The following is a 26,712-nucleotide window of genomic DNA, read 5'->3' on the forward strand; positions in this document are numbered from 1 at the left end:
CCCGGAATTGTGAAATCAAAAACTTAGATCGGTCTGTAAATTCCTGTTAAACTGTTCCCCAGTCTGTAGTTCTTGCCATGCCTGGAGGCCGGGTCGTGAAATTTTCATCGCAGTACGTTTCGCTAGCTTTGCTGGTCGTTTGCGGCAGCTGTTGGTCGCTGACCGCGGCTGAACCGACCCTTCGCCAAGTGGGGGCACTGACGCTGAGCGTCGACGCGGATCTGGATCTGCAATCTGCCACCGATGGTGAACTGATTAAGTGGCCAATTGTCGCAGACTGGGATCGAGCAGGCCGATTGGTGGTGGCAGAGTGTGGGGGCGTGGGCAAGCCGATTGCCGACCACAACAAACAACGGCTGCATCGCATCGTGCGGCTTGTCGACACCAACCACGATGGCAAGTTCGACCAGAGGCTGGTCGCAGCCAGCGATTTGGCCTTCCCCGAAGGTGTGCTGTGCATTGGCAATTCGATTTTGGTCAGCGCGCCGCCAGAGATCTGGAAGTTGACGGATGCTGATGACGATGGAGTCTGTGAACAGCGCGAGGTGTGGTACAACCCTGGAACGATCACCGGCTGCGCTAATGATCTCCATGGTCCATACTTGGGTCGCGATGGTTGGATCTATTGGTGCAAAGGAGCTTTCGCTCAGCAACAGCATGAACTCGTCAATGGCAAACAGCTGACGACCAAAGCCGCGCACATCTTTCGCCGCCGACTGGAGGGTGGGCCGATCGAACCGGTCATGACCGGTGGCATGGACAATCCTGTCGAACTGGCGATCAGTCACACGGGCGAGCGCTTCTTTACGAGTACCTTCTTGCAGAACCCAAGTGATGGTCTGCGCGATGGCATTGCGCATGCCGTTTATGGAGGAGTCTATGGCAAGGTCCATGGCGTAGTGGATGGTCATCCACGCACCGGCGGGCTCTTGCCGATTATGACGCACTTGGGACCAGCCGCTCCCAGTGGTTTGATATGCCTGGAGTCCGATCGACTGTTGGGGCCGGTTACCGCTGGTATCGATACGTTGATCGCAGCTCAGTTCAACTTTCATAAAGTAACGGCCCATACGCTAGTGCCACGCGGGGCCGGATTTGTTACCGAAGACCGTCAGTTGGTGGCTTCAGAGCGCATCGACTTTCATCCGACTGATGTTATCGAAGGGGGCGATGGTAGTTTGTTGGTCATCGATACTGGAGGCTGGTACAACTTGTGTTGCCCCAGTTCGCATGTCGACCAATCGATTGCCTCCGGCGGCATCTATCGTTTGACTAGTGCCAGAACTCGCACCACTGCGGCCGCCCCGCAGCAAGAGTGGAACCAAGTTTCATTGCAGGCAGCCACCACGATCGTCAGCGATGAACAAGCACCGCTGCGTGATCGTCAACAAGCATTGTGGCGCATCTGTCGACTAGCCGGGGAGCGCAGCGACCAAGCTGAAGAGGCACTGATTGCAGCACTGGGTTCCACACAAGCGCCGCTGCGTCAAATTGCGGCTCATAGTGTTTCAGTGCAACGCGTGAAGTCAGCTCGGGTGAACTTGGAACAAGCCTTGGTACGCGAAACAGAACCTGCCGTCACGCGAGCACTGGCGGAAGCCTTAGGGCGATTGGGTGACAAGAATTCCATCAAGCCGATCATCGACAAGCTGACAGAGGTTACCGATGATCGCATGCTCGAACATTCGCTAATCTATGCTTTGATGGAACTGGAACAACCGCAGGTGTTGGTGCCCTATCTGACTGCCAAGAGTCCGACGGTGCAGCGTGGCGTCATGATCGCGCTGGATCAATCGGGCCACATTGAGTTGCTGCAGAGCGAACGGGTCATTGCGGCTCTGTCAGCGGCTGACCCTGCCTACCGTCAAGCTGCCACCGATATTCTAGCGCGGCAAAGTCAGTGGGCAGACAGCAATGTCGATCATTTGGCTCAGGCCTGGCAAGCATCTCAGAATAATGAAGGCTTGCGATCGAGTCTGGCCAGCGTTATCGCCGCGTGGAGCACATCTGGGGCAGTGACTTCCATGGTGGCCGCGCGCATCGATGAGTTGGCGGGATCCCCTATTCCACCCACGCGCCAGCAGCTTGACAAGCTGCTTGGGCTGCTCGGCGGCGTTCGTAATCAAAAACTACCGTCAGCGTGGGTCGATGGCGTGTTGAAGTTGTTCGTGCGCTGCGAGGCTGAGGCCCGCGCTCCGCTGGCCGCGTGGCTTAGCAGTCTCAAGGTTGACCCGGCTGATGCTCCACGCATCAACACGGCGATCATCGATTTAGCCAAGCACACCAGCGATCCACAGGCACGGCTGCAGTTGATTGGCACTTTGAGCCCTCGCGCCAAGCTGAGCGATGCGGCCATGGAGCAAGTGGTGCTCGACCATTTTTTGGGAGTGAAAGATGCAGAACTAGTCAGCGATGCATCGAAAGCCCTGGCTCGCCTAGAAGTGGAGACTGCGAGCGCGCAGCATTTGATTGCAGAATTGAAACGCGTTCAGCCACTGGAGCTGATGGTGGCAGTGTCGAGCGTCGCGGCTCTCGGTCAAGACGGACTGGACGGGCAACTCTTGGAAAGCCTGGCCCAATTACCGGCCGCGCGAACGCTGGCCTTTGATCAAGTGACGTCGCTTTATCGAAGTCGCTCCGAAGAGTTGCGCCAGCGTGTTCAAACAGTAGTGGAATCGCTCAGCAAGCCACCGGCCGATGTCGAAGCCAAGTTGGATGAGCTGCTCGGCAAACTCAAGAGTGGCGACGCAGCCCGCGGCTTTCAAGTTTTCCGCAGTACCAAAGCGGCATGTAGTGCCTGCCATCGAATTGGATACGTAGGCGGTACGGTCGGTCCAGAGTTGACGCGTATAGGCACCACTCGCACGCGCCGCGCACTTTTGGAGGCGATTGTGTTTCCCAATGCTCGTCTGGAGCAAAGCTACACGCCTCTGCGAGTGCTGACCGTCGATGGTCGAGTCTACAACGGGTTGGTGGTGGGACAGACCGAATCTGAATTGGAATTGATCACCGGTGCCAATCAACGGGTGACGATTGCCAAAGAAGACATTCAGCAACAACTAGCCAGTCAAACGTCGATTATGCCAGCTGGACTGGAGCAGCAACTGACGCTGGACGAACTGGCCGACCTGCTAACACTACTGGAAGCGGCAGGCCGCTGACCGCTAGCCGAGTGGTCACTTGGTAACGGTCTCGACGCGTTGGGCCCCGGGTTCGGGCAAGATTCTTCGACCGTTTACGTTGGCCCAGGCTTTGCTGAATTCGGCGCCCAGCAGCATGATCATGGATGTGTAGTAGACCCAAATTAAAATCGCGGCCAGCGAGGCTGCAGCGCTGCCTAGTTGAGCGGCTGGGTTGGCGAGATTGAAATACCACTCGAGAACTGCTTTACCGAGTGAGAACAGTAGCGAAGCTAGTACTGCGGCCAAGATCACATCTCGCCATTTGACTCGTGCATCAGGCATATAGCGATATATCGCAGCCAACAAGACCGTGATTACCAGGAATGACACCAGGTAGTTGGCCACTTGAGCCAGTCCTTCGGCCATACCCAGGCGCTCACCCACAGTATGCATGACTACTTCAATGACGGTATTAACTACAAACGAGACGATCAGAATAAAACCAAACCCGAGAATCATTGTCAAGGAAACGAGGCGTTTGAGCACGAAACGCATCGCCTGGTTAGAGTCTTTGCGCGGAGCCACTTTCCATACGCGGTTGAGCGAATTTTGCAAGGCCGACAGAACGCCCGACGCTCCCACCAACACCGCCGCGATACCCAGCAATGATTTCCACCAGGTCCGCGATTCATGTTCGTTCGTCGTCAGTATGGCGCCGACTTCTTCTTGGATCGTATCGTTGCCCAGGATTGTGGCCGCGTGCCGCGTGATGATGTTCTTGGCACGTTCTTCGGCCGATTGGTCGCTGGAGAACATGGCTAGCGAGGCAGTGAGAACAGTGACTAGCAAGAACAAAAGTGGAGGTAACGAAAAGACTGTGTAATAGGCCAATGCAGCGGCTAAGGTTGGGCAATCATCCTCGATGAAATTAGAGAAGCTCTGCGTTAGCCCGCGAATTAAATGCATGATGCCGATGCCGACCTACGCACTCAAGCGAAGTGAGTTACGGAGGGTGACGATGGTCTGCTCTAGTGAACCGATCAGCACTTGAATGCGATCACGCGTAAGTGGTGAACTGCAATCGGTGGCGTCGAGTTCGAGACCTTGCGCATAAGTGCGGGCCGGTTCGGCGCCGAAGGTGGCGCACAGGCCTTTCAGGGAATGCGCCAGTCGCGAAACCGTGGGCGTATCATTGCGGAGGCAAGCTGCTTCGAGCTCGCTGATCAGCAGGGGCACATCTTCTATGAACACCGTTGCAATTTCCACTAGCAGACCTTCATCGCTACCGAAGTTCTGGCGGGCTTGCGCCAAGTCGAGAGTTACCTCCGCGGAGTCTCCTCGATCAAGATCGCCCATTGCATTCTCGCTATTTAGTACACTCGACACGCTCCACCCCACTCATCATAATCTGGAATCAACCAGCAGGTAAAACAGCCATCCGTAACTTGTTACGCTCTTTGATGCCAGCGCTTCACTTCTTCAGCGAATCTCGCAAATCGCGAACTGCATCATGTGTTTGTTTAATCGAAGCGAACTGGTCGTTGAGAATGCCAAGTATGCTACCGGACAAGTCTCGACCCGCGTCTTCGTACGCGTTTTTGATCACATCTTCGCCGCGCTCCGCCTCAGCTGCGACCGCGTAGAGGTCGGGTTCGTCTGAAGTCGTAAACATGTCGCGGATATTCATCCAGGTACGATGGAGTGAAGCAGCCCACGAGCCATCTTCCTGAGCTTCTTCCCCACTGCCTCGGAGTAGACCAGCAAGTTGTTCAGCAAATTTGGCTCGCTGGTCCGACCACTCACGGAACCGCTTGGCAATCGCGGGCGCCTGCTCGTCGATACGCTCAGCGGCGAAATCGAATCCGTCACGGCTGTCGATATTCAACTGGGCCAATTCGCGGAGTTTGGTAACCGTCCTGTGATCGAGATTCAAATTGGTAGGCATGGCCATCCTAAGTCTCCTTGGCAGATAAACAGACAGTTGCTGGTCGCTCAGCGACATTAGTTCGACTTATCCTGCGCTGCGGTGAGCGAAAATACACCAGAGACGCGTGATTGCAAGTGGCGTGCCGTCCGTCACAAGGGAGAAGCTGCGGACCCTTAGTGCCCATCACAGTCGCCTAGGGCGTCCGCAGCAGCCTAGCTGAGTAAGAAATCACGCTACCGTTACACTCACGCTGTTCGGCACACCAAATGCATATGCCTCGGGCCCGATGCTGTTATTGATTGCGCGGCGATTGCGCGAAATGTTAACTGGGTTAGATTCGATCCGATTTGGCTTCAAGAAATTGTATGCGGATATAATGTCGCGAAGTCTAACGCGTGAGTGTGGGTGTTCCATGTCGGCGAAAGTCGGTTTCCACTTCCGAGAGCAAAAGTTGTGAGCAAAGTACTCATCATCGACGATGATCGGTTGATACGCACGGCAGTTCAGCGAGGGTTGGGCGGCGAAGGATTTGAAGTGATCGAGGCTGCCAATGCAGCCGAAGGTTTGGCGGCTGTGGACGCTCATCGACCAGATGTCGCGCTCGTGGACGTCTTTATGCCGGAAATGAACGGCTTGGAGTTATTCCGCAAAATTCGTGCGCTTGACCGTAAGTTGCCGATGATTTTCGTCACTTCCGATACAAGCAGCGAAACGACGATCGAAGCCATGCGCTTGGGGGCGTTCGATTATCTGGCCAAGCCGATCAATTTGCAGCAGCTGAAGAACCTGACCGCCAGTGCGGCGGAATCGCGACGTCTGATGGATCATCCAGTAGCCCTGTCATTAACAGGTGAAGGTGAAATCGGCGAGCGTTTTGTGGGTCGTTCCAGCGTGATGCTGGAAGTATTGAAAGCCGTGGGCCGCGTGGCTGGCCAGGATGTTACCGTGCTGGTTCGGGGGGAAAGCGGGACAGGCAAGGATTTGGTGGCTCGGGCAATCGTCCAGCACAGCAATCGCAAAGATTTCCCCTTTGTCGCGGTTAACTGCGCGGCCATCCCCGATCAGTTGCTGGAAAGTGAACTCTTCGGTCACGAGAAAGGCGCGTTTACGGGCGCCGAACGACGGCGCGTCGGCAAGTTCGAACAATGCGATAACGGCAGCATTTTCCTAGATGAAGTCGGTGACATGTCGCCGTTGGTCCAAGGCAAAGTCCTTAGGTTGCTTCAGGATCAATCGTTCCAGCGTGTCGGTGGCAACGAAGAAATTCGTACCAATGTGCGTATTGTGGCTGCGACCAATCGCAACCTCGAACAAATGGTTAAAGATGGAGAGTTTCGCGAAGATTTGTTCTATCGGTTGAATGGTTTCACCATTCAACTGCCGCCACTGCGTGAACGTCAGGAGGATATTCCACTGCTACTGGAGTACTTCTTGCGACGTGCGCGCAAGGAGATGAACAAAAACAACCTTGACGGGTTAGCACCCGCCGCGCTCGAGATGCTCAAGAGTTACCATTGGCCAGGTAATGTGCGCCAATTGCAATCAGTGGTTCGTCAGGCGGTATTGAATACGACTGGTACTGTGCTGGGCGTCGAGTCCTTGCCGAGCATCGTGCGCGAGTCGCGACATGGCGCACCGCTAAGCGAAGCCACCTCGACGGTATCCACAGGCAGTGGAGCTGCAGGCATCCTGGCCGGCCCGGTGCCGGCGGTAGTCGCCAGTCGAAAAGATGTTGTTGGCGATAGTGAATCGCTAGCCAGCGAAGGCACGATACCTTTGTCTGCCGAGTCTTCGGCTCAGTCCCAAGGGATCGTTGAGTTTATCGAATCTCGACTCAACAGTTCCACCGATCTGTATGCTGAAGCCATGCGTGAACTTGAGCGTTACTTATTTACGCGCGTCTTGGAAACAACCGGTGGTAATCAATCCAGGGCTGCCGAAATTCTTGGTATTACGCGTGGTAAAGTTCGCGACCGAATAGCCGCCTTCAACATTCAATTAGATCGCACAGTAACTGTTGGTTCCAATCGTTAGACGCCAGCGGAGTTACTTGTCGCCCAAGCTGCTCAGGCTGGGTGACGCCTGACTCGCTCCTGGGCCCTAGCCGCACATTGGTCCGCCCCCCAACCTCATCACTCCAAAAGCTCGTGCCCGTATGGCTCATCGTTCAACGTTGCGAGACAGCAAGCCACGCAAACCTGTGCGTCTGTGTGTGGGTATCGCTGCGGCTCGAGCAAGCCTGGCATCTCTGCGGTCTCTATTGAATGGCCTCCCTGCAGATACCGGCATGAGCGTCATTGTTCTGATATCGGGCAGCGAAGGCGAAAGTGGTCAATCGGTGACCGGTCCCGCGGCCACGGCCGATGCCCATCAGTTTTTGAGCGAAACCAAGCTGCCACTTGGGCTGGAGTTTGTCACCGGCACAATGCGGCTGAAAGCCAACACTGTCTACTTGGTGCTGGAAGCGATGAGTTTGTCGATCAGCGGCACTACCTTACACGTCGACGCGCCTCCGCCCACCGGACTGGCTGGACCCGCGGATCACTTTCTGTCATCACTGGCCGATGACAAACATGAACTGGCCGTAGGAATTGTCTTGGCCGACGCAGGCACCGACGGATTGCTGGGACTCAAGAGCATCAATGATGCGGGCGGAATGACGATAGTTCAGCGGCCAGAGCAAGGCGCCGAGAAAACTCCGACACTGGCCCACTCACATTCCACTGGCATCGACCACGTGCTCCCGCTAGCCGATATCGCGATTGAATTATCGCGTTACGCTGTGCACGTTCACGAGTCGAATCAAGTCGATCGAGAAACAGAACTAAACAAACAAATCATCGAGGCTATTCCCACGATCGCCGATGCAGTCGAGAAGCATACGTCGCATAACTTTCGACATTACAAAGTTACGACGCTGGCGCGGCGCATCAAGCGCCGCATGCAGGTGCTCAAACAATCATCGGTAGACGCCTATGTAGATGTCGTTTCGGCATCTCGAGACGAAGCAGGCCGCCTATTTCGCGATTTGCTGATCAGTGTCACCTGCTTTTTTCGTGACGCCGATGCATTTCAGTTCCTTGAGCGCACAATCATCCCTAAACTCCTGGCACAACAACCCGATGGCGGCACGTTGCGCGTGTGGGTGGCTGGATGCGCAACGGGCGAAGAAGCATACACCTTGGCCATGGTACTGCATGAGGCCATTCAAAATTCGGAGCGCTCGATTCAGTTACAGATTTTTGCGACCGATCTGGATGAACGCGCACTGCAAATAGCGCGCAGCGGATCATACCCTGTCAGCATTGCCGAAGACGTGCCTCAAGAGTTCTTGAAAAAGTACTTTATCAAACGCGGGATGCGCTTCGTTGTCAGCAAGACGATTCGCGACTGTGTGACTTTCTCGGCCCATAATTTGATCAGCGATCCACCGTTTACCAAGTTGGACCTGATTTCGTGCCGGAATCTGCTGATCTACCTGGGTTCGCATCTACAGAAGAAACTCGTTCCACTCTTTCATTATGCGCTCCGTGCAAGTGGTTACCTGTTTCTGGGGCCTTCGGAGAGCATGTCGACTCACAAGGAATTGTTTCGACCGATCAGCGCCAAGCATCGCATCAGCCAACGCCGCGCGACTTCGATTACGCCCTTGTCGCCTCAAGGCGCCTTGCGCGGCACGCTGGCCCGCAGCCTTCAGATGAGCGAAGAATCGCGCATGCAAGTGGACTTACATCAACTAGGCCAACGCATTGCCCTGGATGAATTCTCCGCCCAATGGGCCATTATCGACGAAGATGCGCAGATCCTCTCACTGTCGGCCGATACTTCACCATATTTAAAGTTGGCGGAAGGTAGTTTTCAGAACAACGTGATCAAGATGGCGCATGAAGGCCTGCGCAGCGGCCTGCGCAGCGCCTTGGCCGAAGCCAAACGCATCAAGCGGCAAGTCGTTCATGATAATCTTTCGATCAAAACATCTGCTGGAATTCAACGCGTGGTGGTTATTGTCCAACCCATGCCCCAAGTCGGTCAGGAATCCGGACTGTACTACGTGGCCTTCCAGATGTTGGGCAAGCCGATTGTTCGCGATGTGGAAGGACAAGATGCTGAACAGTCTGCGGCGACCGGCTATAGCACCGACACGATGGCCCTGGTCGAGCAACTGGAACGCGAACTGGCGAACACGCGCGAGGATCTGGAAAGAACTGTCCAAGAACTGGAAACGGCCAACGAGGAGCTCAAGTCATCCAACGAAGAATTGTTGTCGATGAATGAAGAGTTGCACTCGGCCAACGAAGAACTCGAGACCAGCAAAGAAGAAGTGCAGGCCTCCAACGATGCCCTGGCACGTATCAACAGCGACTTGGAGAATCTGCTTCGCAGCACGGATATCGCCACGATCTTCTTGACGTCCGCCGGCAACATCCGGGGCTTCACGCCGGCCATAACCAGCATCTATGGCTTGATTGCTAGCGACGTGGGACGCCCACTATCGCAGTTGAGTCCGCTGGTGGCGGAGATGCCACGTTTGCCCGACTTGGAAGATCTCAAGAATGCGGGTGGTCCGGTCGAAGATACGATACAGACGTTGAATGGGCGTTGGTTCATTCGTCGAGTGTTACCTTACTACACAGCAGATGATGCACGCGATGGTAGCGTCATCACCTTCGTCGATGTAACACCGCTGCGAGAGAGTGAGCAGCGACTGACGGCGGCGCTGCGCGGCGGCAGCGTTTCGGCTTTCGATATCGACCTGCGCACGCGAAAGGTCTGGCGCACTCCCGAGCATGACATGCTGTTCGGCTATCCTCAGAACTTGGAAGAATGGTCCTACGAACAATTCATCCAACATGTCGTGCCCGAGCAACTGGAAGATGTCGAGCGACAATTTCAGCGTTGCTTTGAAGTAGACGACTGGACGTTGGAGTGTGAGATCATTCGCGCCGATGGACAGCGGCGGTGGCTGTTCGCCCGAGGTCAACCCGTGCGAGATCATCGCGGTGAAACGGTTCGCATGTTCGGCACCTTGGGCGACATTACCAATCGCAAGCAAGTCGAACGTGCCCTGGCCGACAGTGCCGATCATGTGCGGCGGATCATCGACAATATGCTCGGTTTCGTGGGTGTGATGAACACTGACGGTACGCTCATCGACGCCAATGCGACCGCGTTAAAAGCGGGCGGACTCTCGGCCGAAGAAGTCGTGGGCAAATTCTTCTGGGATTGCCAATGGTGGAATCACGATGAGTTCGAGGTTGAGCGTCTGAAGGAATCAATCGCCTTGGCGCGCGCCGGCCAGACCGTGCGCTACGACGCGCGCGTTCGCATGGCCGGAGATCGCATCATCGATATCGATTTCATGTTGGTGCCCGCCTTAAACGAAGAAGGTGTCATTACACATCTGATTCCCTCGGGCACGGATATAACCGAGCGCAAGACGGCCGAGAAAGCCTTGCGGGAGAGTGAAGCCTTCACTCGTTCGGTGCTGGATAACATGTCTCAGTTCGCCTGGATTGGCGATGAATCGGGATCATTGCTGTGGTACAACCAACGCTGGTATGACTATACCGGCACGACGTTCGAGCAGATGCAGGGCTGGGGTTGGCAAAACGTTCAGCATCCTGACTACGTAGATCAAGTAACGGAAAAGTATAAACACGCAGTGGAAAATGGACTCCCTTGGGAGGACACGTTTCCGCTGCGCGGCCGTGACGGCAGTTGGCGGTGGTTCTTGTCGCGGGCAGTCCCGATTCGCAATGCGGAAGGTCAGATCACCCGTTGGTTTGGAACGAACACCGATATTTCCGAACGCATCCACATCGAAAGTGAACTAGAACAGGCCCGGCGCCTGGCTGAAGCTGCCAATCAAGCCAAGAGTGACTTCCTGGCCAATATGAGCCACGAGATTCGTACACCGATGACAGCCATTCTGGGCTTTGCAGATTTGCTGGAAGCCCAGAGCGACGATGAGCGCGAGAAGGTCGAAACTATCCGTCGCAATGGTCAATTCTTGCTCGAACTGATCAATGACATTCTGGATCTATCCAAGATCGAAGCCGGCAAGATCGAGATCGATGTGCTGCGTTTCAGTCCCAGCAAGTTGGTTGAAGATGTCTGCTCCTTGATGCATGTACGGGCAGTTGAATCGAATTTGCAATTGAAAGTGGAATTCGATGGTCTGATTCCCGATGTCATCGAAAACGACCCGATTCGTGTACGCCAGATTCTGATCAACCTGGTTGGCAATGCGATTAAGTTTACTCACGAAGGCTCGATTTGCTTGAGACTCAGTTATGATGCCACGCTGAAGCTCCTCAAGTTCGATGTGGTCGATACCGGTATTGGAATTACTCCCGATCTGCAGGCCAAGCTTTTCAAGCCGTTTGAACAAGGTGACTCGTCGATTGTGCGTCGCTATGGAGGTAGCGGTCTAGGACTAGCGATCAGTCAGCGATTGGCTCAAGTGCTGGGGGGCAAAATCGAAGTGACCAGTCAGCCAGGGCTGGGGAGTACTTTTACGCTTTCGATCTCCACGGGCGAGATTGCTGGAATGAAGTTGATTTCGTATGCTTCCAGCAACGACTGGACGATGCATGAGATCGCCAAAGAATACGGCGATAACTACTTAGGTCGATCAACCGCCACCAGCGAAGTGGGTAGCGGCACATTGAATCTGCGGGTGCTGGTAGTTGACGACCGGCGCGACATCCGTTTTCTGACGCAGCATTTTGTGCGTCAAGTCGGAGGCGAAGTCTTGTTGGCCGAAAATGGCAAGCAAGCCCTCAGCATCGCCGATCAAGAACGGGCCGCGGGACGCATGCTGGATATCATCTTGATGGATGTGCAGATGCCGGAGATGGATGGCATTACCGCTACACGACACTTGCGCAGCACCAACTATACAGGGCCGATTATTGCGTTGACAGCCAATGCGATGGATAGCGATCGCCAGGCTTGCCTCAGCGCGGGATACACCGATTATTTAAGCAAGCCGATCGATGCGACGCAGTTGATCGACATGTTGCGACGCTATGCCAAAGGGGGCTTGCCGCCCACCGAAGCAGTCGCCAGTAACAGCTGAGGCCCTGCCCTGTAGAAGAGAAGATTGGTTTCGATGACGAACCGCAAGTACGGTGAGCCGACGGGTGAGAAATCCGTTGGTCAGGCTCCGCTGGAATTGATCAGAAGTCACACTGCCCAGTGCCATCGCCAGCTGGAGAGTTGTATCGATTGGCCAGCCGCATTTGGTTCGGCTTCGCAATACGCCCAGTTATTGCGACGCTTCTTGAATGTGGTGCAGCCCCTTGATGCGCGTATCGCCAGTCACTTGTCGATAACGCCCGAAGGCTATGACTTGCATCTGCGTACTGAGTCCTTGATACAAGATCTCGACGCACTTCAGGCTTGTCTGCGCAGCGACCAGGCAGCGACACAATTGCAGGCGACCGGCCAGCTGACGGCCTCGGGCAGTGATGATTTGCCTGAGCTGTCGTACATCGCGGACGAAGCGACAGCCATTGGGAGTCTATATGTCCTGGAAGGTTCGGCTCTGGGCGGCCAAATGCTGTCGCGACAAATTAGTACCAGCCAGCAACTGTGGCTGCTATCTGACTGTCATGCAACTGCAGCTCAACTGCCGCGAGTGAATACCTATTTTTTCGGTCGTGGTTCTCGCACCATGGAATATTGGCGAAGCTTTTGTGAGTGGCTGAACGAGCGACTGCGCGAGGGGAACCGCGCGGCGGCCGCTGCCGAAGCGGCCCGGCTTACGTTCAACTGTTTTCGGAATTCGCTAAGCGGAATCACCTATGCATAAGACGATGACCCCAGTGGGCCAATCGGTTGATTTGGACAATTGTGCACGCGAACCTATTCATATTCCTGGATCCATCCAGCCTCATGGTCTACTGCTGGCGGTGGACCCTCAAACGCTGCAGGTTATTCAGTGGAGTCGAAATGCGCCCCAGTGGCTCGGAATCAGCCGGGACCAGCTGAATAACCACGCATTGCAGCAGTTGGTCGATCGGAGAACTTTCACTCGCATTGAGAAACTTGTCCAGAGCGGGGTTACGGCCGTGACCACTCCGCTGATGACCATGTTCAGTACGCGCCAAGCGGATCGTGGTTTTCATCTCGGTAATGCGCACGTCTTTGAAGGTGTGTTGCTGGTCGAGTTTGAGCGCGAGTCAACCGATCAAATCCTGTTGCATACCACGGTGGACGAAGGTACCGAGTCCATTACGCGCTGCGTACAACGGGCCACTGCCCGCCTGCATGCCAGCCAGTCACAACAGGAATTGTTTCAAGTACTGGCCGATGAGGTTCGGCAACTAACCGGCTATGATCGGGTAATGGTTTATCGCTTTATGCCCGATCAACATGGAGTGGTAGAAGGCGAAGCTCTGCGCGAAGGCTTGGAGTCGTATCTCGGTCTACACTATCCAGCCAGCGATATCCCCCCGCAAGCTCGACGATTGTATGCGCTAAATCTGATTCGAGTCATCGCTGATTTAAATGCGCCCGCTGTACCACTGCAACCTCAACTTTGTCCGTTGCACGGTCGGCCTTTGGATCTAACCTACAGTTCCTTTCGCAGCGTCTCACCAATTCACATTGAATATCTGCGCAACATGGGCGTGGCAGCATCGATGTCGATCTCAATTCTGAACGAAGGACAATTGTGGGGGCTGATCGCTTGCCATCATTATCAACCGCGCAATACATCACTAGAGGTGCGCGCGGCCTGTGAATTGTTGGGTACCTTGGCGGGTAGTTACGTGGTGACGCGACAGATCAGTGATGAGATTCACATTCAGAATGAGCGTCAAGCACAGCTCTCACACGCATGGCGAATTATGGCCAATGAAGAGTCGATCGAACAAGGCTTGCGGCACGTCGCCCCGCAATTGATGGAAGTCGTCGACGCTCAAGGGATCGCAATTCAGTGGCACGGCGCGCTGATGTTACACGGTGCGACCCCGCCGACTGAGTTTGTACAGCAACTATGTGAGCATTTTTTGGCACAGCATCGGTTTCCCTTGTGGTCGACGGATAGGCTATCGAATGAATATCCGCTTGCAATAGACCACGTCGAGACCGCTAGCGGGGCTTTAGTTTCGTCGTTGGGGGTGAATGCCTCGGACATGTTGATTTTCTTTCGTCCCCAGTACGTCACCGAGGTTACCTGGGCGGGAAATCCTGACAAGTGTGCTGAAGTGACCGATGATGGTATTCGTCTGTCGCCACGCAAGTCGTTCGCGCAGTGGACTGAAACTGTGCGCAATCAGTCACGGCCGTGGTCTCGTATCGACCAAGTTCTGGCGGTTGATATTCACTCTGGTCTGCTGCGTCTGCTGGCCCAGCGTTCGGCCCACTTGCTTCGCACCAATGAAGAACTCGTTAGAGTAAATTCTGATCTCGACTCGTTTGCTTACGCTGCCTCACATGATCTGAAAGAGCCGTTGCGGACGATCAATCAGACGGTGTTTTTCCTCGAGCGAGCGTTGTCGAACAACAACGCGCAAGAGGTTCGGCAGCGCGTTGACACTATTCAGCGAACTACGCAACGCATGACGGACTTGCTGGAGGGCCTGCTGCGAGTCTCGCGCGCCGGCAGTAGTGATTTGCGTTTGGAGCTGACACAGTTGAAGGATGTGGTCGAGGAAGCGGCCGAATTGGCGCTGCCTGGCGAGCCGCTCGATGCTTCGGCCGTGGACGTCGACAACTCAGCCTCTCAATCCATCGAATTGATAGTACATCCCCTGCCAAGCGTAGAAGCAGACTTCATGTGCCTGCGCGATGTTTTTCAAAATCTATTCAGCAATGCGCGAAAGTACTCGCAGGCCACCGTCAAACGCATCGAAGTTGGTAGCGTAGTGGTATCGCCGGAGCATGATCCGCCCGATCGAGCCTTGGGCAAGACGGCCATCTACGTTCGGGATAATGGTATAGGAATTGCAAGGGAGCGACTGAAGGACGTATTTCAAGTGTTTAGAAGGCTGCATCAACCTGGAGAATACGAAGGCGGGTCAGGGGTCGGCTTGGCAATCGTTAAGAGGGTGGTTGAGCGTCACGGTGGCGTTGTTTGGGCAACATCACATGACGGACAAGGATCAACGTTTTATTTTACGCTGGAGGCAGTGTCGCCATGACCAGTAGCACCCCAACGGTAATGTTTGTCGAAGATTGCGATTCGGATTTTGAATTGGCTTGTATCGGGCTAGAACAGGTCAGAGTCGAGGCGCAGCGCGTCAGTACTGGTCGCGATCTCGAGCGTTACATGAGCCAGCAACCTAAACGCGTTGATTTATATATTCTGGATCTGAGTTTGCCTGACACATCCGGTTTTGTAATTGCTGAACAATTACGAGGCAGCCCAGAAACAGCCCATGTGCCAATTGTGATTTTTTCTTCGTCGACCAATCCACGTGATGCGGAAGCTGCCAGGATGTGCGGCGCAGATGACTATCACGTCAAGCCAGTTGTACCTAATGACTTCTTACGCGTTGTCGAAGAAATCGTCAGTCGCTGGCTCCCGCAAACAAAATAAAAACTGCTGGAGCCATAATGACGGGAGTGCCACGGCGCGACATCTTGATCGTCGATGATAGTGAATCGGATCGAGAAGCAATCGTCCATGCCCTTAAAAGTGATCGTAGTTGTCGATATCAATTCCATCATGCTGCGACCGGAAGTCAAGCGTTGGACTTGGTGCGTCAAGCTAATGGCAATATTGATCTTATCATTCTTGATTGGCACCTGCCCGATTTAACGGGAATCGAATTCGTCAGGGCGCTCCGAGGCAATGCGCAGATACCGCCCTACCCTATCGTACTGATCACCTCTAGCGCCTCCAACAGTATTGCGCAGGATGCGCTTTTGGTGGGCGTGCAGGACTTCTTTACCAAATCGATGGTCCGTGGCGATATCCTGCCCTTGGTCACTCGCAACGCCATGGAACGCTACCGCCTGATTCAGCGATTGGTGCACAGCGAGCGTGATGCGCGCGAGGCCAAGGTGCGGGCCGAAGATGCTAATCGCGCCAAGTCGATCTTCCTGACAAGCATGAGCCATGAGTTGCGCACGCCTCTGACCGCCGTACTGGGCCTGGCCGAACTGTTACTGGATGACCCAGGCGCACATGATGCTCGGCAAATGCTGGAGATGATTCAAAGCAATGGCCAGCATCTAGCCGAACTATTGAACGATATTCTCGATCTGGCCAAGATCGAAGCCGGCCATTCCGATATCAAACTCTTGCCGTGCGAACCGCTGCGCATCGTCTTCGAACTTTGCACGCTGTTGCGATTTCGGGCTGCCGACGAAGGTATCGATCTGAATCTCGAATTTCGTGGGGCCTTGCCCGCCAAGATCACTACCGATGCGGTTCGCCTGAGACAAGTGTTGATGAACCTGCTCAGCAACGCCATCAAATTCACCAAAGATGGTTCGATCAATGTCGTGGTGACGTTCGAAGAAAATGCGTATACCCAGTTGCTGCGAATCGATGTCGTCGACACGGGGATCGGGATATCCAACGCAGACTTGCGTTCCATCTTTCAGCCCTTCGTGCAAGTTGGTCCCAAAGCCAACTCTCGTAGCGGCGTGGGATTGGGGCTGGCCATCAGTCGTTCACTCGCGCGGGCCTTGGGTGGCGACCTGTGCGTCGCGTCGGAATTGGGTAAAGGCAGTCGCTTTACGCTCACTGTCCGTGCCAACGATGCCAGCAGTATCGGTATGGTCAATCCTGATTCCTACAAACGCAGTTTGAGCGAACCGGTCAACCCCACTTGCTTGGATGACTTCGATTGGCGCAGTCGCCGAATTTTAGTTGCCGAAGATACTCGCGCCAATCAATTCTTGATTCGCAGAATGTTGGAACCAAGCGGTGTTCGCCTGGAGTTCGTCGAAGACGGCCAGAAGGCTGTAGCGGAAATGGTGCGATCAACGCGGGGAGAACACCCGTACGATCTGGTACTGATGGATATGCAGATGCCAGTACAAAACGGATACGAGGCCACGCGGCAACTGCGTGCACTCGGTTTCCAAATTCCGATTGTGGCTCTGACTGCCGCGGCCATGGACGGCGACCGTGAACGCTGCTTGAGCGTCGGCTGCACCAACTATCTCAGCAAACCCATCGCCCGCGAAAAGCTGCTGGATATGGTGGCGCAGCTGTTCAGTGAAAGCCACGTCTAAGCGTCGTAGCGGAAGCCGTCAAGGCTTTCGTGAACATGCCAATGGCGAGCCCTCGAAATGCTGACGCGTTGCGCTATCAGGCACGTAGCAGTGTCTCTCCGAGACACTGATAAGCCCCGAGCCTCGGAGAGACTCGGCTACGTGGGGCACGTAGCAGTGTCTCTCCGAGACACTGAAAAGACTCCGAGACACTGAAAAGACTCCGAGACACTGAAAAGACTCCGAGACACTGAAAAGGCCCCGAGACACTGAAAAGGCCCCGAGACACTGAAAAGGCCCCGAGACACTGAAAAGGCCCCGTGAGGTGGTACCGCTTTTCCGGACAGTCCAGTCTCTTAGAATGAGCAATCTAAGGAGACGGCATGAAGCCTCAATAGAAGCTAAAGAATTCACGAAGAGTTTATCCGGAAGACCTGAAGCAAGAAGCTGTACAAATGCACCTTGATGGGCATTCAGCTTCGTCGATTTGTGAACGGCTTGGGATCCCCAGAAGGAACTTGCTGTACAAATGGAAGCAAGAATTGGTCACAGACGCAGGCCCAGTCGCTGACGCTATGGATGCCAGGCTAAAGCAGATGCAGGCGGAGCTTCACCGCGTGGAGCGTGAGCGAGACATTTTAAAAAAAGCTTTGGGTATTTTAGGCCGGAACGACTCGTAGAGCTTTACGCAGTCGTTCAGGCCATTGAACAGACGGAAGTGGCACCGATCACCCAGATCTGTGAAGTGTTGGAGTTGACCCGTAGTGCGTACTACTCGTGGCTTAATTCTGACGACACACAGCGCGATGAGGAGGATCGTATTCTCTCGCCTAAGGTGCGCGAAGCATTCAGGCATCATCGTCGTCGATATGGTAGCCGTCGAATTGCAACTGAGCTCACTGAGAAAGGCATGAAATGCGGTCGTCGCAAAGCCCGTCGGATAATGAAAATGCAGGGACTTCGTGCAATTCAACCCAAGTCATTTAAGCCTCGCAGTACTGAAAGTAAGCACCACTTAGGATACAACCCAAATCTGCTTTTAAGTGAAAGTGCAAATGGCATCGGACAGGTGTGGGTAGGAGACATTACTTACATCCCGTGTGCTGAATGTCACTACTGCTACTTGGCCGTTTTGATGGATGCATACTCGCGTCGAATTGTAGGTTGGCATCTAAGTGATGACATGACCGAGGAACTAGTGCTAACCGCACTGCGCAACGCGATCACCGCGAGACAGCCATCGCCTGGCTTGATCCATCATACCGACCGTGGTGGACAGTACGCAGGCAAAGAATATCGTCAAATCCTGAAACGAGCAGCCATGCGCCAAAGCATGTCTCGAGCAGATAACTGCTACGACAACGCAGCCATGGAATCTTGCTTTGGAACACTCAAGAGAGAGTTGGAGATAACCGAATACAGTACTACCAAGGAAGCATTCAAAGACATAGCTTCCTACATCGAATACTACAACGTCGAGAGAAGGCACTCTTCTCTTGGCTATCTCAGTCCAGTCCAGTTCGAATCAACCCAGTCCTGAAGCGCAAGAGACTGGACTGTCCAGAAAAGCGGTACCACCTCACCGAGACACTGAAAAGGCCCCGAGTCTCGGAGAGACTCGGCTACGTGTTGACGCATTCCGCTCAGGCTGCGTGACGAAGCTTGCTATGGAAGTAGCCATACGAGAAATAAATGACCAGTCCAAAAGCCAACCAGAGGATCAAGCGTAGCCAGTTTTCACTCGGCAGTGACAACATTAGCGCTACACATAGCAGGATTCCCAGCGAAGGGAATAACGGTGAAAACGGACAGCGAAATGGGCGCTCGCGATCTGGATCAACATAACGCAGGATGAGCACCGATGCACAAACCAGTGCAAAGGCGAACAAGGTACCAATGTTCGTCAAGTCGGCCAGAATATTCAGTGGCAACAAGCTGGCGGCGCTCGCGACCAGTAGACCGGTCAAGATGGTTGACTTGTATGGGGTCTTGAACTTGGGATGAATGGCCCCAAAGAAACTGTAGGGCATCAAGCCATCGCGGGCCATGGCCAAGAAAATACGGGGCTGGCCCATCATCATGACTAGCAGTACTGATGTGATCCCGGCAATGGCACCGACGGTGACCAGGAATTGCGCGGATTCGAATCCAACTTGTTGGAAAGCGACAGCCACTGGAGCATCGAGATTGATCTCTTTATAGGGAACCATGCCCGTCAGCACACCAGACACCGCGATGTACAACACGGTGCAAATGATCAGCGAGCCTATAATGCCGATCGGCAAATCACGCTTGGGATTCTTGGCTTCTTCGGCCTGAGTTGATACTGCATCAAAGCCGAGATAGGCGAAGATAATACCGGCTGCACCAGCCATCATGCCTTTGTCAGTGCCAAAGATAGGATAGCCGAAGAAAGTAATGCCGCCGTATCCGTAAGGGGCGAAGTTATCCGTCCAGTTGGAAATCTTCACAAAGCGCAAGCCCGCGAAGATCACGAAGAGCACGACGGCGATCTTGATGACAACCATGATGGCGTTGGTGAATGCGCTTTCCGATACGCCACGCACCAAAATTGCAGTCACAATAAAAGCGATCAGTACCGCCAGCAGATCAAAGTAATAACCGGTCGCGTAGAACTGGCCACTAGCTACGGTCGTTTCCAGGCCGGATGCCAAGGTAAACGCAGTTTCGGTCCCCTTGCCGTTGTAGTCAAATGGCGCATCTGCAAATCTATGCAAGACACCACCTTTGCCAAACCAGTCTATACCCAACTGCCCCAATAAGTTCTGCGTATACTTCGACCAGCCGTGCGCTACCGTCGAAGACGCGACTGCGTATTCGAGAATCAAATCCCAACCGATGACCCACGCCATCAACTCCCCGAGCGTGGCGTAAGCATAGTTGTATGCGGAGCCAGCCACCGGAGCCATCGAGGCGAACTCTGCATAACAGAGGGCTGCAAAGACGCAAGCCAGACCGGCCACCACAAATGAGAGCATGATGGCGGGCCCAGCTTGATTGGCGGCCGCTTTGCCCACCAGGACGAAGATGCCGGTACCGATAATCGCTCCTACGCCCAAAGCAGTTAGCGATATGGGCCCCAGAGTCCGCTTTAATCGATGGCTTCCCTCCATGTCGGCGACCATGGTATTCAACGACTTCGTGCGGAACAGTTGACTGGCCATTCAATCCCCAATTCTTTCTTCAAGAGGCGATGCGCTAACTTCTCGCAAAATTCTAAATGCCAGAGCTGGCACATGCTACTGCCACTTGCGAGATATTGTCCTCCAGAGAGCGCCCCGGAGTCGTGGCTCTGCGATTTGAACCTTGCCCTCCCGGCTTCAGTTTTCCTTCGTGCCTTGGAGTATGATGAAATGCGACTGGTTCATCTGTAGTCTACCAATGCCCCTCCAGCGTGCATACCTTCGCTAACATCCCGAGTTTCACCAATGCGTACACTTTGCATTCTTGGTTGTTTGATTTACCTTAGCCTTGTCCTAACAGCGCAGGCTTCCGCCCAGACCGAGCGTGAGAAGCTGTTCGCCGAGGGCGAGTTCTTTGAACTGGAAGGACATGCTGCCTTCATTCTGTGGCCCGACGAGAAGCTGCGGGCGACCCCACAACCTTGGGTCTTCTATGCCCCGACATTGCCCGGTTATCCCGATACGCATGAAGAGTGGATGCACCGCAAGTTTTTAGCCGCGGGCGTTGCAGTGGCAGGCATCGATGTCGGCGAAGCTTATGGCAGTGCGAAATCTCGCCAAGTCTTTGATCGCTTCTACGATGAATTAACCACCAAGCGCAAGATGAGTCCTAAGCCAGTGCTGTTAGGACGCAGTCGCGGTGGGTTGTGGGTGTCGAGTTGGGCCTGTGATCATCCCGAGCGATTCGCTGCACTGGCCGGCATCTACCCGGTCTACGACTGGCGAACGTATCCAGGTATCGATAAAGCGGCCGAGGCTTATGGCCTCAGTGCGGCCGAACTGACCGCGCGTCTACCGGAGCTCAATCCGATCGCGAGAGTCGACGCGCTAGCCAAAGCCCGTTTGCCGGTCTTTATCATTCACGGCGATCAAGATGTAGTGGTCCCATTGGGCCCCAACTCACAAACGCTCGCCGATCGATACCGCGCATTGGGCGCAGCCGACGCGATCGAACTAAAAGTCGTTGCTGGCCAAGGTCATAATTTTTGGGAAGGCTTTTTCCGTTGCCAAGAGCTGGTCGACTTCGTCATCAAACATGCCCACTAAACCGACGGCGTTAGCCGCGGTTATTGGATGGTTGCGGTTAGGAACCGCGGCTAACGCCGACCGCTTTGAAGCCAGCATTAGCCCCTGCTTTTGTCGAGCACACGTTGTGTTGCTAGGTGGTTACCCCGGTTTCCGCTGACTCTTGTTGGGGGCGGTTTTTGTGGGCCGCGTTTGTTCTTTCGATTGGCTTTCAAGTTAACCTTCTTTCCGAGATCGATTAGCAGTTGGATGAACTGCTCGTCGGTGAGATCGCCGTATATGGAATCAAACTCTGTGTCATTAACTGCGATGCTCAGCCCTTGCCAGGTGCCATGGATGTCCAGAGCCAAGTAGTACGTTGAGAGTTGTTCAACCAGTTCAGGCTCTTCGTGACTAGCGGCAATGGCGATCTTCAACAGGTTCAACACGTTGTACATTAAGAGCGACATTGCGAAGCTGAAGAGCGCTGCTTGGGGATAGCCCAAAGTGCTGATCTCGCTATTGAAAACACTCTCTACATGTTGAAAGGCATTTTCAATAGTCCATCTCTCACGGTAGGCACTAAGGATCGTCGCCGCTCTATGGCGCTTAGGTAGGTTGGTCAGCAAGTTGATCTCGGTTTCGCCGCTACGCAGAGGAACATCCAGCTTGAGCGTGATTCGTCGCAGCACTAACGTGCGGCCTTGATAGGTAATTTCAATCGACTGCTCGTAGATCACTCCGCCCACACCAAGGCTAACGCGCCGCTGCTTACCTTTTGCTTCCCAATTTTGAACGAATCCCATCGAGTGTCGAAAGATAAAGAAGGCTTGTTTGTCCAAGGCGATCGTCGTGAGCATTTCTTGCGTGCCGAAATTACGATCCCCTATCCAGAGCTCGCCCGGCTCGATCGTTTCTAAAAGCTGAGGAAACAGTTTGCATTCACTGGTGTGTGCGTCGGTGCAGGGAATATAGTCGACAATCATGTGTCGATCGGGATCCAGCACTACGAGGGATCTACCAGGCAAAGCTGCGGCGCCTTGGGTGCGAAGCTCTTTAATGCGGTGCTCAGTGCCTGCCAGTAAGCTGCCGTCGACAATACGAGTCTGATAGTCGCCCAGAAGTGGTTTGCGTAAGCCCTTATGCAGATGCTTTGCAGTGGAGACAAACGTGTTAGCCGTCTCGCGAACCAACGCTCGACTAACCGATGGTTCGATACCTTTGAGCTTATCGTAGATCGACTTTACTGATACCTCGATGGAGTCAATTCGATGGAGATATGCTGCATTGACACTTGGTTTGGTTTTCAATGCTACTAATGACATTAAGTCGACGACTGTGGAGAATAATAACTCGCCACACTTCTGCTTAACCCGGTGCTTGCCAAAGATCTCATCCATTCGGTCAGCGTTTAAAACACGGACCAAAGCAGCTCTCGCCATAACCGCCGCAGGAGCCGCCTTTGAAAAACGCTCCAATAGTTCGTCCAATACCATTTGATTCATTCCGTACTGATTGCCATACTTGACCCCAGCAATCGTACGGCGATCACACCGCAATGGTCAAAAAACACTAAAATGCTAGCTTCAAAGCGGTCGGCTAACGCCCGCGGTTTAGTTGGAACCGGGGCTAACGCTCGCGGCTTACTGTCCAGTGGCCGCCTTGGCCAGGCGACTGTGGCGATAGCCGTAGCAGAAGTAGATGGCCAGACCAATCACGCACCACACCAAATAGCCTTCCCAAGTCTTAACGCCCAAGCCGGCGATCAAATACAGATTGGTTAAGACACCGAGCACGGGAATAAGCGACCAACCGCGGCGAATAGCCAGCACGGTCATAATGGACAAGGCGACATAAAAGATAACGTAGGGAACTTTGGCGTAGGCCAGTTGCCGAAATACGTTGTGATTGCTGGGCAACAGAAACATCATCCCATAGGTGTACCCAGCCCATACGAGCGGCATGATATACGCGCCGTTGATGTACGGTACCCGAAACGTACCTTTACTATGATGCTCTTCCTGGTCGTCCAGCGCCAAGATACCGGCGGAGACCAGCATAAAAGCGAACAGGGTGCCGATGCTACATAGGTCGGTGACAAATGCCTGGTTCAAACACAACGTAGGAATCGCCACTAAGACACCCGTGATCACGGTCGCAAAGGCAGGCGTCTTGAAGCGTGGGTGAATCTTGGCAAAGCGAGGTGGCAGTAGACCATCGCGTGACATGGCCATCCATATGCGCGGTTGGCCAATTTGAAAGACCAGAAACACGCTGGTGATCGCGACGACAGCGCTCAGCGAAACAATCCCAGCCATTAGTCTTAGATTGTACTTTTCGAAGACGAAGGCTAGTGGATCTGCGACCGCCAATTCCTTATACGAAACCATGCCGGTGAGCACCAAGGAGATCACGATATAGAGCACCGTGCAGATGATCAGCGTGATTATGGTCGCTCGCGGCAAGTCACGCTGCGGATTCTTGCATTCCTCGGCGGTGGTCGAGATCGCATCGAAACCGATATACGCAAAGAATACTGCGGCAATACCGTTCAGCACTCCACCCACTCCACGCGGTGCAAAGGGTGACCAATTGGCTGGCTGCACGTAGAACAGACCAACTGCGATGACCGCTAGCACGACACAGACCTTCAAGATCACCATCATGTTGCTGGCGTTCTTCGACTCTTTGATGCCGATGTACACCAAAGCCGTTACTGCAACATTAATTAGAAGCGCTGGCACGTCGAGAATGATTGGGAAGTTGCCCAGTCGTGGCGCCTGGTTCCAGATGCGCAGGCACAGTTCGTGAGCTATACGCTTGTTATCTTCGATCGTCTCACCCGCTGCATCGCGAGCGGCAGCCAGCGAGCATGAGTAGTAGTCGGTCTCTAGCCAATCTGGAATGTCGATCTGAAGTCCAGCTAGCAGTGTTGAAAAGTATTCAGACCACGAAAAGGCTACCGTGCTATTGCCAATGGCGTACTCCATGATCAGCGCCCAGCCGATGATCCATGCGATCAACTCGCCAAAGGCCGCGTAGGCATACGTGTAGGCGCTACCGCTGACCGGCACGCGGGCTGCAAACTCCGCGTAGCACAACGCGGAAAATAAGCAGGTGATTGCCGTCAGTACAAACAATAAACTAACCGCGGGACCGCCTTCGGCTGCGGCACTACCGATCGTCGAAAAGATGCCTGCACCGACGATGGCAGCGATGCCAAAGCAGACCAGATCGAAGAGATTCAAACTGCGATGTAAACCATCTTCGCCAGACTGATTGTCCAACTCGGCACGTATCGCAGCCAGACTTTTGCGACGAAACAACATAGAGAAGTTTGTAGTTTGAAGTTTGAGCAAAGACATTCAAAAAAACAGCCCGGCCTTGGAAGACCGGGCTGTAGTGTAGCAGAGTCATACGTCACTGGGTGCATGACGCAAGGTGGTCATGTTGACGATTAGCCTTCGTAACCGGCTTCGCCGTGTTCGACGATATCCAAGCCGGTGTCTTCGGTCTCTGGTGATGGACGCAAACCAACGACGGCTTTGACAATCATCGCTATTACTACGGTAGCGACTACGGACAAGACCAGTGTCAGGGCCATCGCCTTGAGCTGCTCCATCCACAACATGTTGTTCTGGATGACTTCGGCCATGCCATTCTTCTTGGCAATGTCACCAACCAGATTGCCGTTGGTGTTGGGGTCGGCCAGCAAGCCTGTTAGCAGCGCGCCGAGCGTTCCGCCAACAGCGTGTACGCCGAAGGTATCCAGCGCGTCATCGTACTTGAGGGCTTTCTTGACCATCGTGCAGAATACATAAGGTACGATCCCGGCCAACACGCCGATGATCAGCGCGCCTTTGATTGTGATGAAACCGCAAGCTGGGGTTACGACGACCAATCCCGCAACTGCTCCGGAACAGAATCCCAGGATCGAAGGCTTGCCATTGCGAACATACTCAATCGCTGGCCAAACAAAACTCGCAACTGCCGCAGCCACCGTGGTGGTCGCAAAGGCGTTGGCGGCAATGCCGTCAGCAGCCAGGGCCGAACCAGCGTTAAATCCATACCAACCAACCCACAGCATGCCCGTGCCAATCGATACCAGCACCATGCTGTGCGGAGGCATAGGAACTTTACCAAAGCCTTTGCGTGGTCCGAGGATGATACACAGCACTAGAGCTGACCATCCCGAACTCATGTGCACGACCGTACCGCCAGCGAAGTCGATGGATCGGATTGCCGCGGCATCATTCCATACTCCATTCATCAATCCGGTACCGCCCCAAACCATGTGAGCCAGAGGGAAATAAACAGCAAACATCCACAACCCAATGAACAACATGATGGCTGAGTACTTCATGCGTTCAGCAATGGCACCCACAATCAGCGCCGGCGTGATGATAGCGAACATCAACTGAAACATCGCAAAGACCGCTTCGGATACCCATGCGGTAATACCGGTGTCCGGATTCAGGCTGACCCCGTCCATCATGATGTGCTTCATGCTGCCCCAGTAAGGCGAAGCGCCATCGCCTTCACCAAAGACCGACGTGTAGCCAATGACGACCCACAGGATCGTAACCAGTCCGGCACAGCCAAAGCACTGGGCGACCACGCTCAGCACGTTCTTTTCGCGGACCAAACCGCCATAGAACAACGCCAGGCCAGGCAAGGTCATAAAGAGAACTAACGCACTACAAACCATGATCCAGCCATTGTGGCCAGGACCGTTCAGCGAGTTGGTAGCCGTTTCCGCACCGGTTGTGTTGCCGAAATAGGCTTCAATGTTCGCCAGCCGTTCTTCAACAGTCAACGCGGCCGCCGCCGGTTCTGCCGCAGCTGCTGGTGCCGCCTCTGCTGGGGCCGGGTCCTGAGCTACCGCAAGAGATGACAAGGCACCACTAAGCGTGATGCTTAGTGCCACCAGCAACACACGAATCGACACATGCAACATAATTCAACTGCCCTTCTTAGCTCCACCGGAGCCGCTACGTCTGGAACATCTGGGTACACCTCGTCTATGAAGGGTTGCATGGGGGTTGTGTGCATTTTGATAAAAAATCGATGAATTGAAAGTAGGTTTCACCCCACATTCTCAAGATTGCCTTTGCCCGGCTTCGCCCTTAGACTCCAGAATCGAGGTTCAAGGGCGTTTAACTATACATAGAAGAAAAATAAAGGCGTGTACGGCGCCTTAGTGCAACCCTGAAGGGAGGGGCAAGAAAACCTGCAGACGGGAAAAATATCGCGCATTATTTTTTGCTAGCAAAACACG

General features: G+C 54.1%; 16 protein-coding genes and 1 pseudogene. 10 read left to right on the forward strand and 7 right to left on the reverse strand.

What is annotated here, in order from left to right; translation table 11 throughout:
- The first annotated feature begins 95 nt into the window (after nt 1–95).
- Nucleotides 96–3,161 carry a DUF7133 domain-containing protein gene (locus SH573x_RS05300; RefSeq protein ID WP_479353293.1) on the forward strand — a complete coding sequence of 1,022 codons (3,066 nt, stop codon included), beginning with the start codon at nt 96–98 and terminating at the stop codon, nt 3,159–3,161.
- Between the two features lie 15 nt (nt 3,162–3,176).
- On the opposite strand, the gene SH573x_RS05305 is transcribed toward SH573x_RS05300, so the two are convergent.
- From SH573x_RS05305 to SH573x_RS05315, 3 genes are all read right to left on the reverse strand, one after another.
- Nucleotides 3,177–4,088: a YihY/virulence factor BrkB family protein gene (locus tag SH573x_RS05305; protein WP_479353294.1), complete on the reverse strand. Its 912-nt coding sequence runs from the start codon at nt 4,086–4,088 to the stop codon at nt 3,177–3,179.
- Nucleotides 4,089–4,103: 15 nt separating this feature from the next.
- Nucleotides 4,104–4,478, reverse strand: a complete 375-nt coding sequence (locus tag SH573x_RS05310) for an Hpt domain-containing protein (RefSeq protein WP_479353295.1) — start codon at nt 4,476–4,478, stop codon at nt 4,104–4,106.
- A 115-nt stretch (nt 4,479–4,593) separates the two neighbouring features.
- Nucleotides 4,594–5,073, reverse strand: coding sequence for a PA2169 family four-helix-bundle protein (locus tag SH573x_RS05315; protein WP_479353296.1), 480 nt, complete (start codon nt 5,071–5,073; stop codon nt 4,594–4,596).
- Between the two features lie 429 nt (nt 5,074–5,502).
- Here SH573x_RS05315 and SH573x_RS05320 point away from each other — a divergent pair, with 429 nt between their 5' ends.
- From SH573x_RS05320 to SH573x_RS05355, 8 genes and pseudogenes are all read left to right on the forward strand, one after another.
- Nucleotides 5,503–7,083, forward strand: a complete 1,581-nt coding sequence (locus tag SH573x_RS05320) for a sigma-54-dependent transcriptional regulator (protein WP_479353297.1) — start codon at nt 5,503–5,505, stop codon at nt 7,081–7,083.
- A 121-nt stretch (nt 7,084–7,204) separates the two neighbouring features.
- A complete protein-coding gene (locus tag SH573x_RS05325; protein WP_479353298.1) occupies nt 7,205–12,130 on the forward strand; it encodes a CheR family methyltransferase in 4,926 nt (1,641 codons plus the stop codon).
- A 33-nt stretch (nt 12,131–12,163) separates the two neighbouring features.
- Nucleotides 12,164–12,865 (forward strand): biliverdin-producing heme oxygenase, encoded by a 702-nt coding sequence (locus tag SH573x_RS05330; RefSeq protein ID WP_479353299.1) that lies wholly within the window; start codon nt 12,164–12,166, stop codon nt 12,863–12,865.
- On the forward strand, nt 12,858–15,200 hold the full coding sequence (locus tag SH573x_RS05335; protein WP_479353300.1) for an ATP-binding protein: 2,343 nt from the start codon (nt 12,858–12,860) through the stop codon (nt 15,198–15,200). The genes SH573x_RS05330 and SH573x_RS05335 overlap by 8 nt, the downstream gene beginning before the upstream one ends.
- The gene (locus SH573x_RS05340; protein WP_479353301.1) at nt 15,197–15,598 is read left to right on the forward strand and encodes a response regulator; all 402 of its coding nucleotides are present in this window, start codon (nt 15,197–15,199) and stop codon (nt 15,596–15,598) included. Before SH573x_RS05335 ends, SH573x_RS05340 begins: the two co-directional genes overlap by 4 nt.
- A 17-nt stretch (nt 15,599–15,615) precedes the next feature.
- A complete protein-coding gene (locus SH573x_RS05345) occupies nt 15,616–17,247 on the forward strand; it encodes a response regulator (RefSeq protein ID WP_479353302.1) in 1,632 nt (543 codons plus the stop codon).
- A 434-nt stretch (nt 17,248–17,681) separates the two neighbouring features.
- Entirely contained in the window at nt 17,682–17,906 is a 225-nt protein-coding gene (locus tag SH573x_RS05350) for a transposase (RefSeq protein ID WP_479351326.1), read from the forward strand.
- Between the two features lie 20 nt (nt 17,907–17,926).
- Nucleotides 17,927–18,766 (forward strand): annotated as a pseudogene (locus SH573x_RS05355) (IS3 family transposase); the annotation flags it as partial.
- Between the two features lie 103 nt (nt 18,767–18,869).
- Here SH573x_RS05355 and SH573x_RS05360 read toward each other — a convergent pair.
- Nucleotides 18,870–20,411, reverse strand: a complete 1,542-nt coding sequence (locus SH573x_RS05360; RefSeq protein ID WP_479353303.1) for an amino acid permease — start codon at nt 20,409–20,411, stop codon at nt 18,870–18,872.
- A gap of 264 nt (nt 20,412–20,675) precedes the next feature.
- Here SH573x_RS05360 and SH573x_RS05365 point away from each other — a divergent pair, with 264 nt between their 5' ends.
- On the forward strand, nt 20,676–21,476 hold the full coding sequence (locus SH573x_RS05365; protein ID WP_479353304.1) for an alpha/beta hydrolase family protein: 801 nt from the start codon (nt 20,676–20,678) through the stop codon (nt 21,474–21,476).
- Nucleotides 21,477–21,553: 77 nt separating this feature from the next.
- Here SH573x_RS05365 and SH573x_RS05370 read toward each other — a convergent pair whose 3' ends face one another.
- From SH573x_RS05370 to SH573x_RS05380, 3 genes are all read right to left on the reverse strand, one after another.
- Complete coding sequence (locus tag SH573x_RS05370; RefSeq protein ID WP_479353305.1) at nt 21,554–22,930, reverse strand: transposase; 1,377 nt, start codon at nt 22,928–22,930, stop codon at nt 21,554–21,556.
- Nucleotides 22,931–23,077: 147 nt separating this feature from the next.
- Complete coding sequence (locus SH573x_RS05375; RefSeq protein ID WP_479353306.1) at nt 23,078–24,763, reverse strand: amino acid permease; 1,686 nt, start codon at nt 24,761–24,763, stop codon at nt 23,078–23,080.
- Between the two features lie 128 nt (nt 24,764–24,891).
- On the reverse strand, nt 24,892–26,391 hold the full coding sequence (locus SH573x_RS05380; protein WP_479353307.1) for an ammonium transporter: 1,500 nt from the start codon (nt 26,389–26,391) through the stop codon (nt 24,892–24,894).
- Nucleotides 26,392–26,712: the final 321 nt, after the last annotated feature.

Source organism: Rania fehmarnensis (assembly GCF_056494185.1).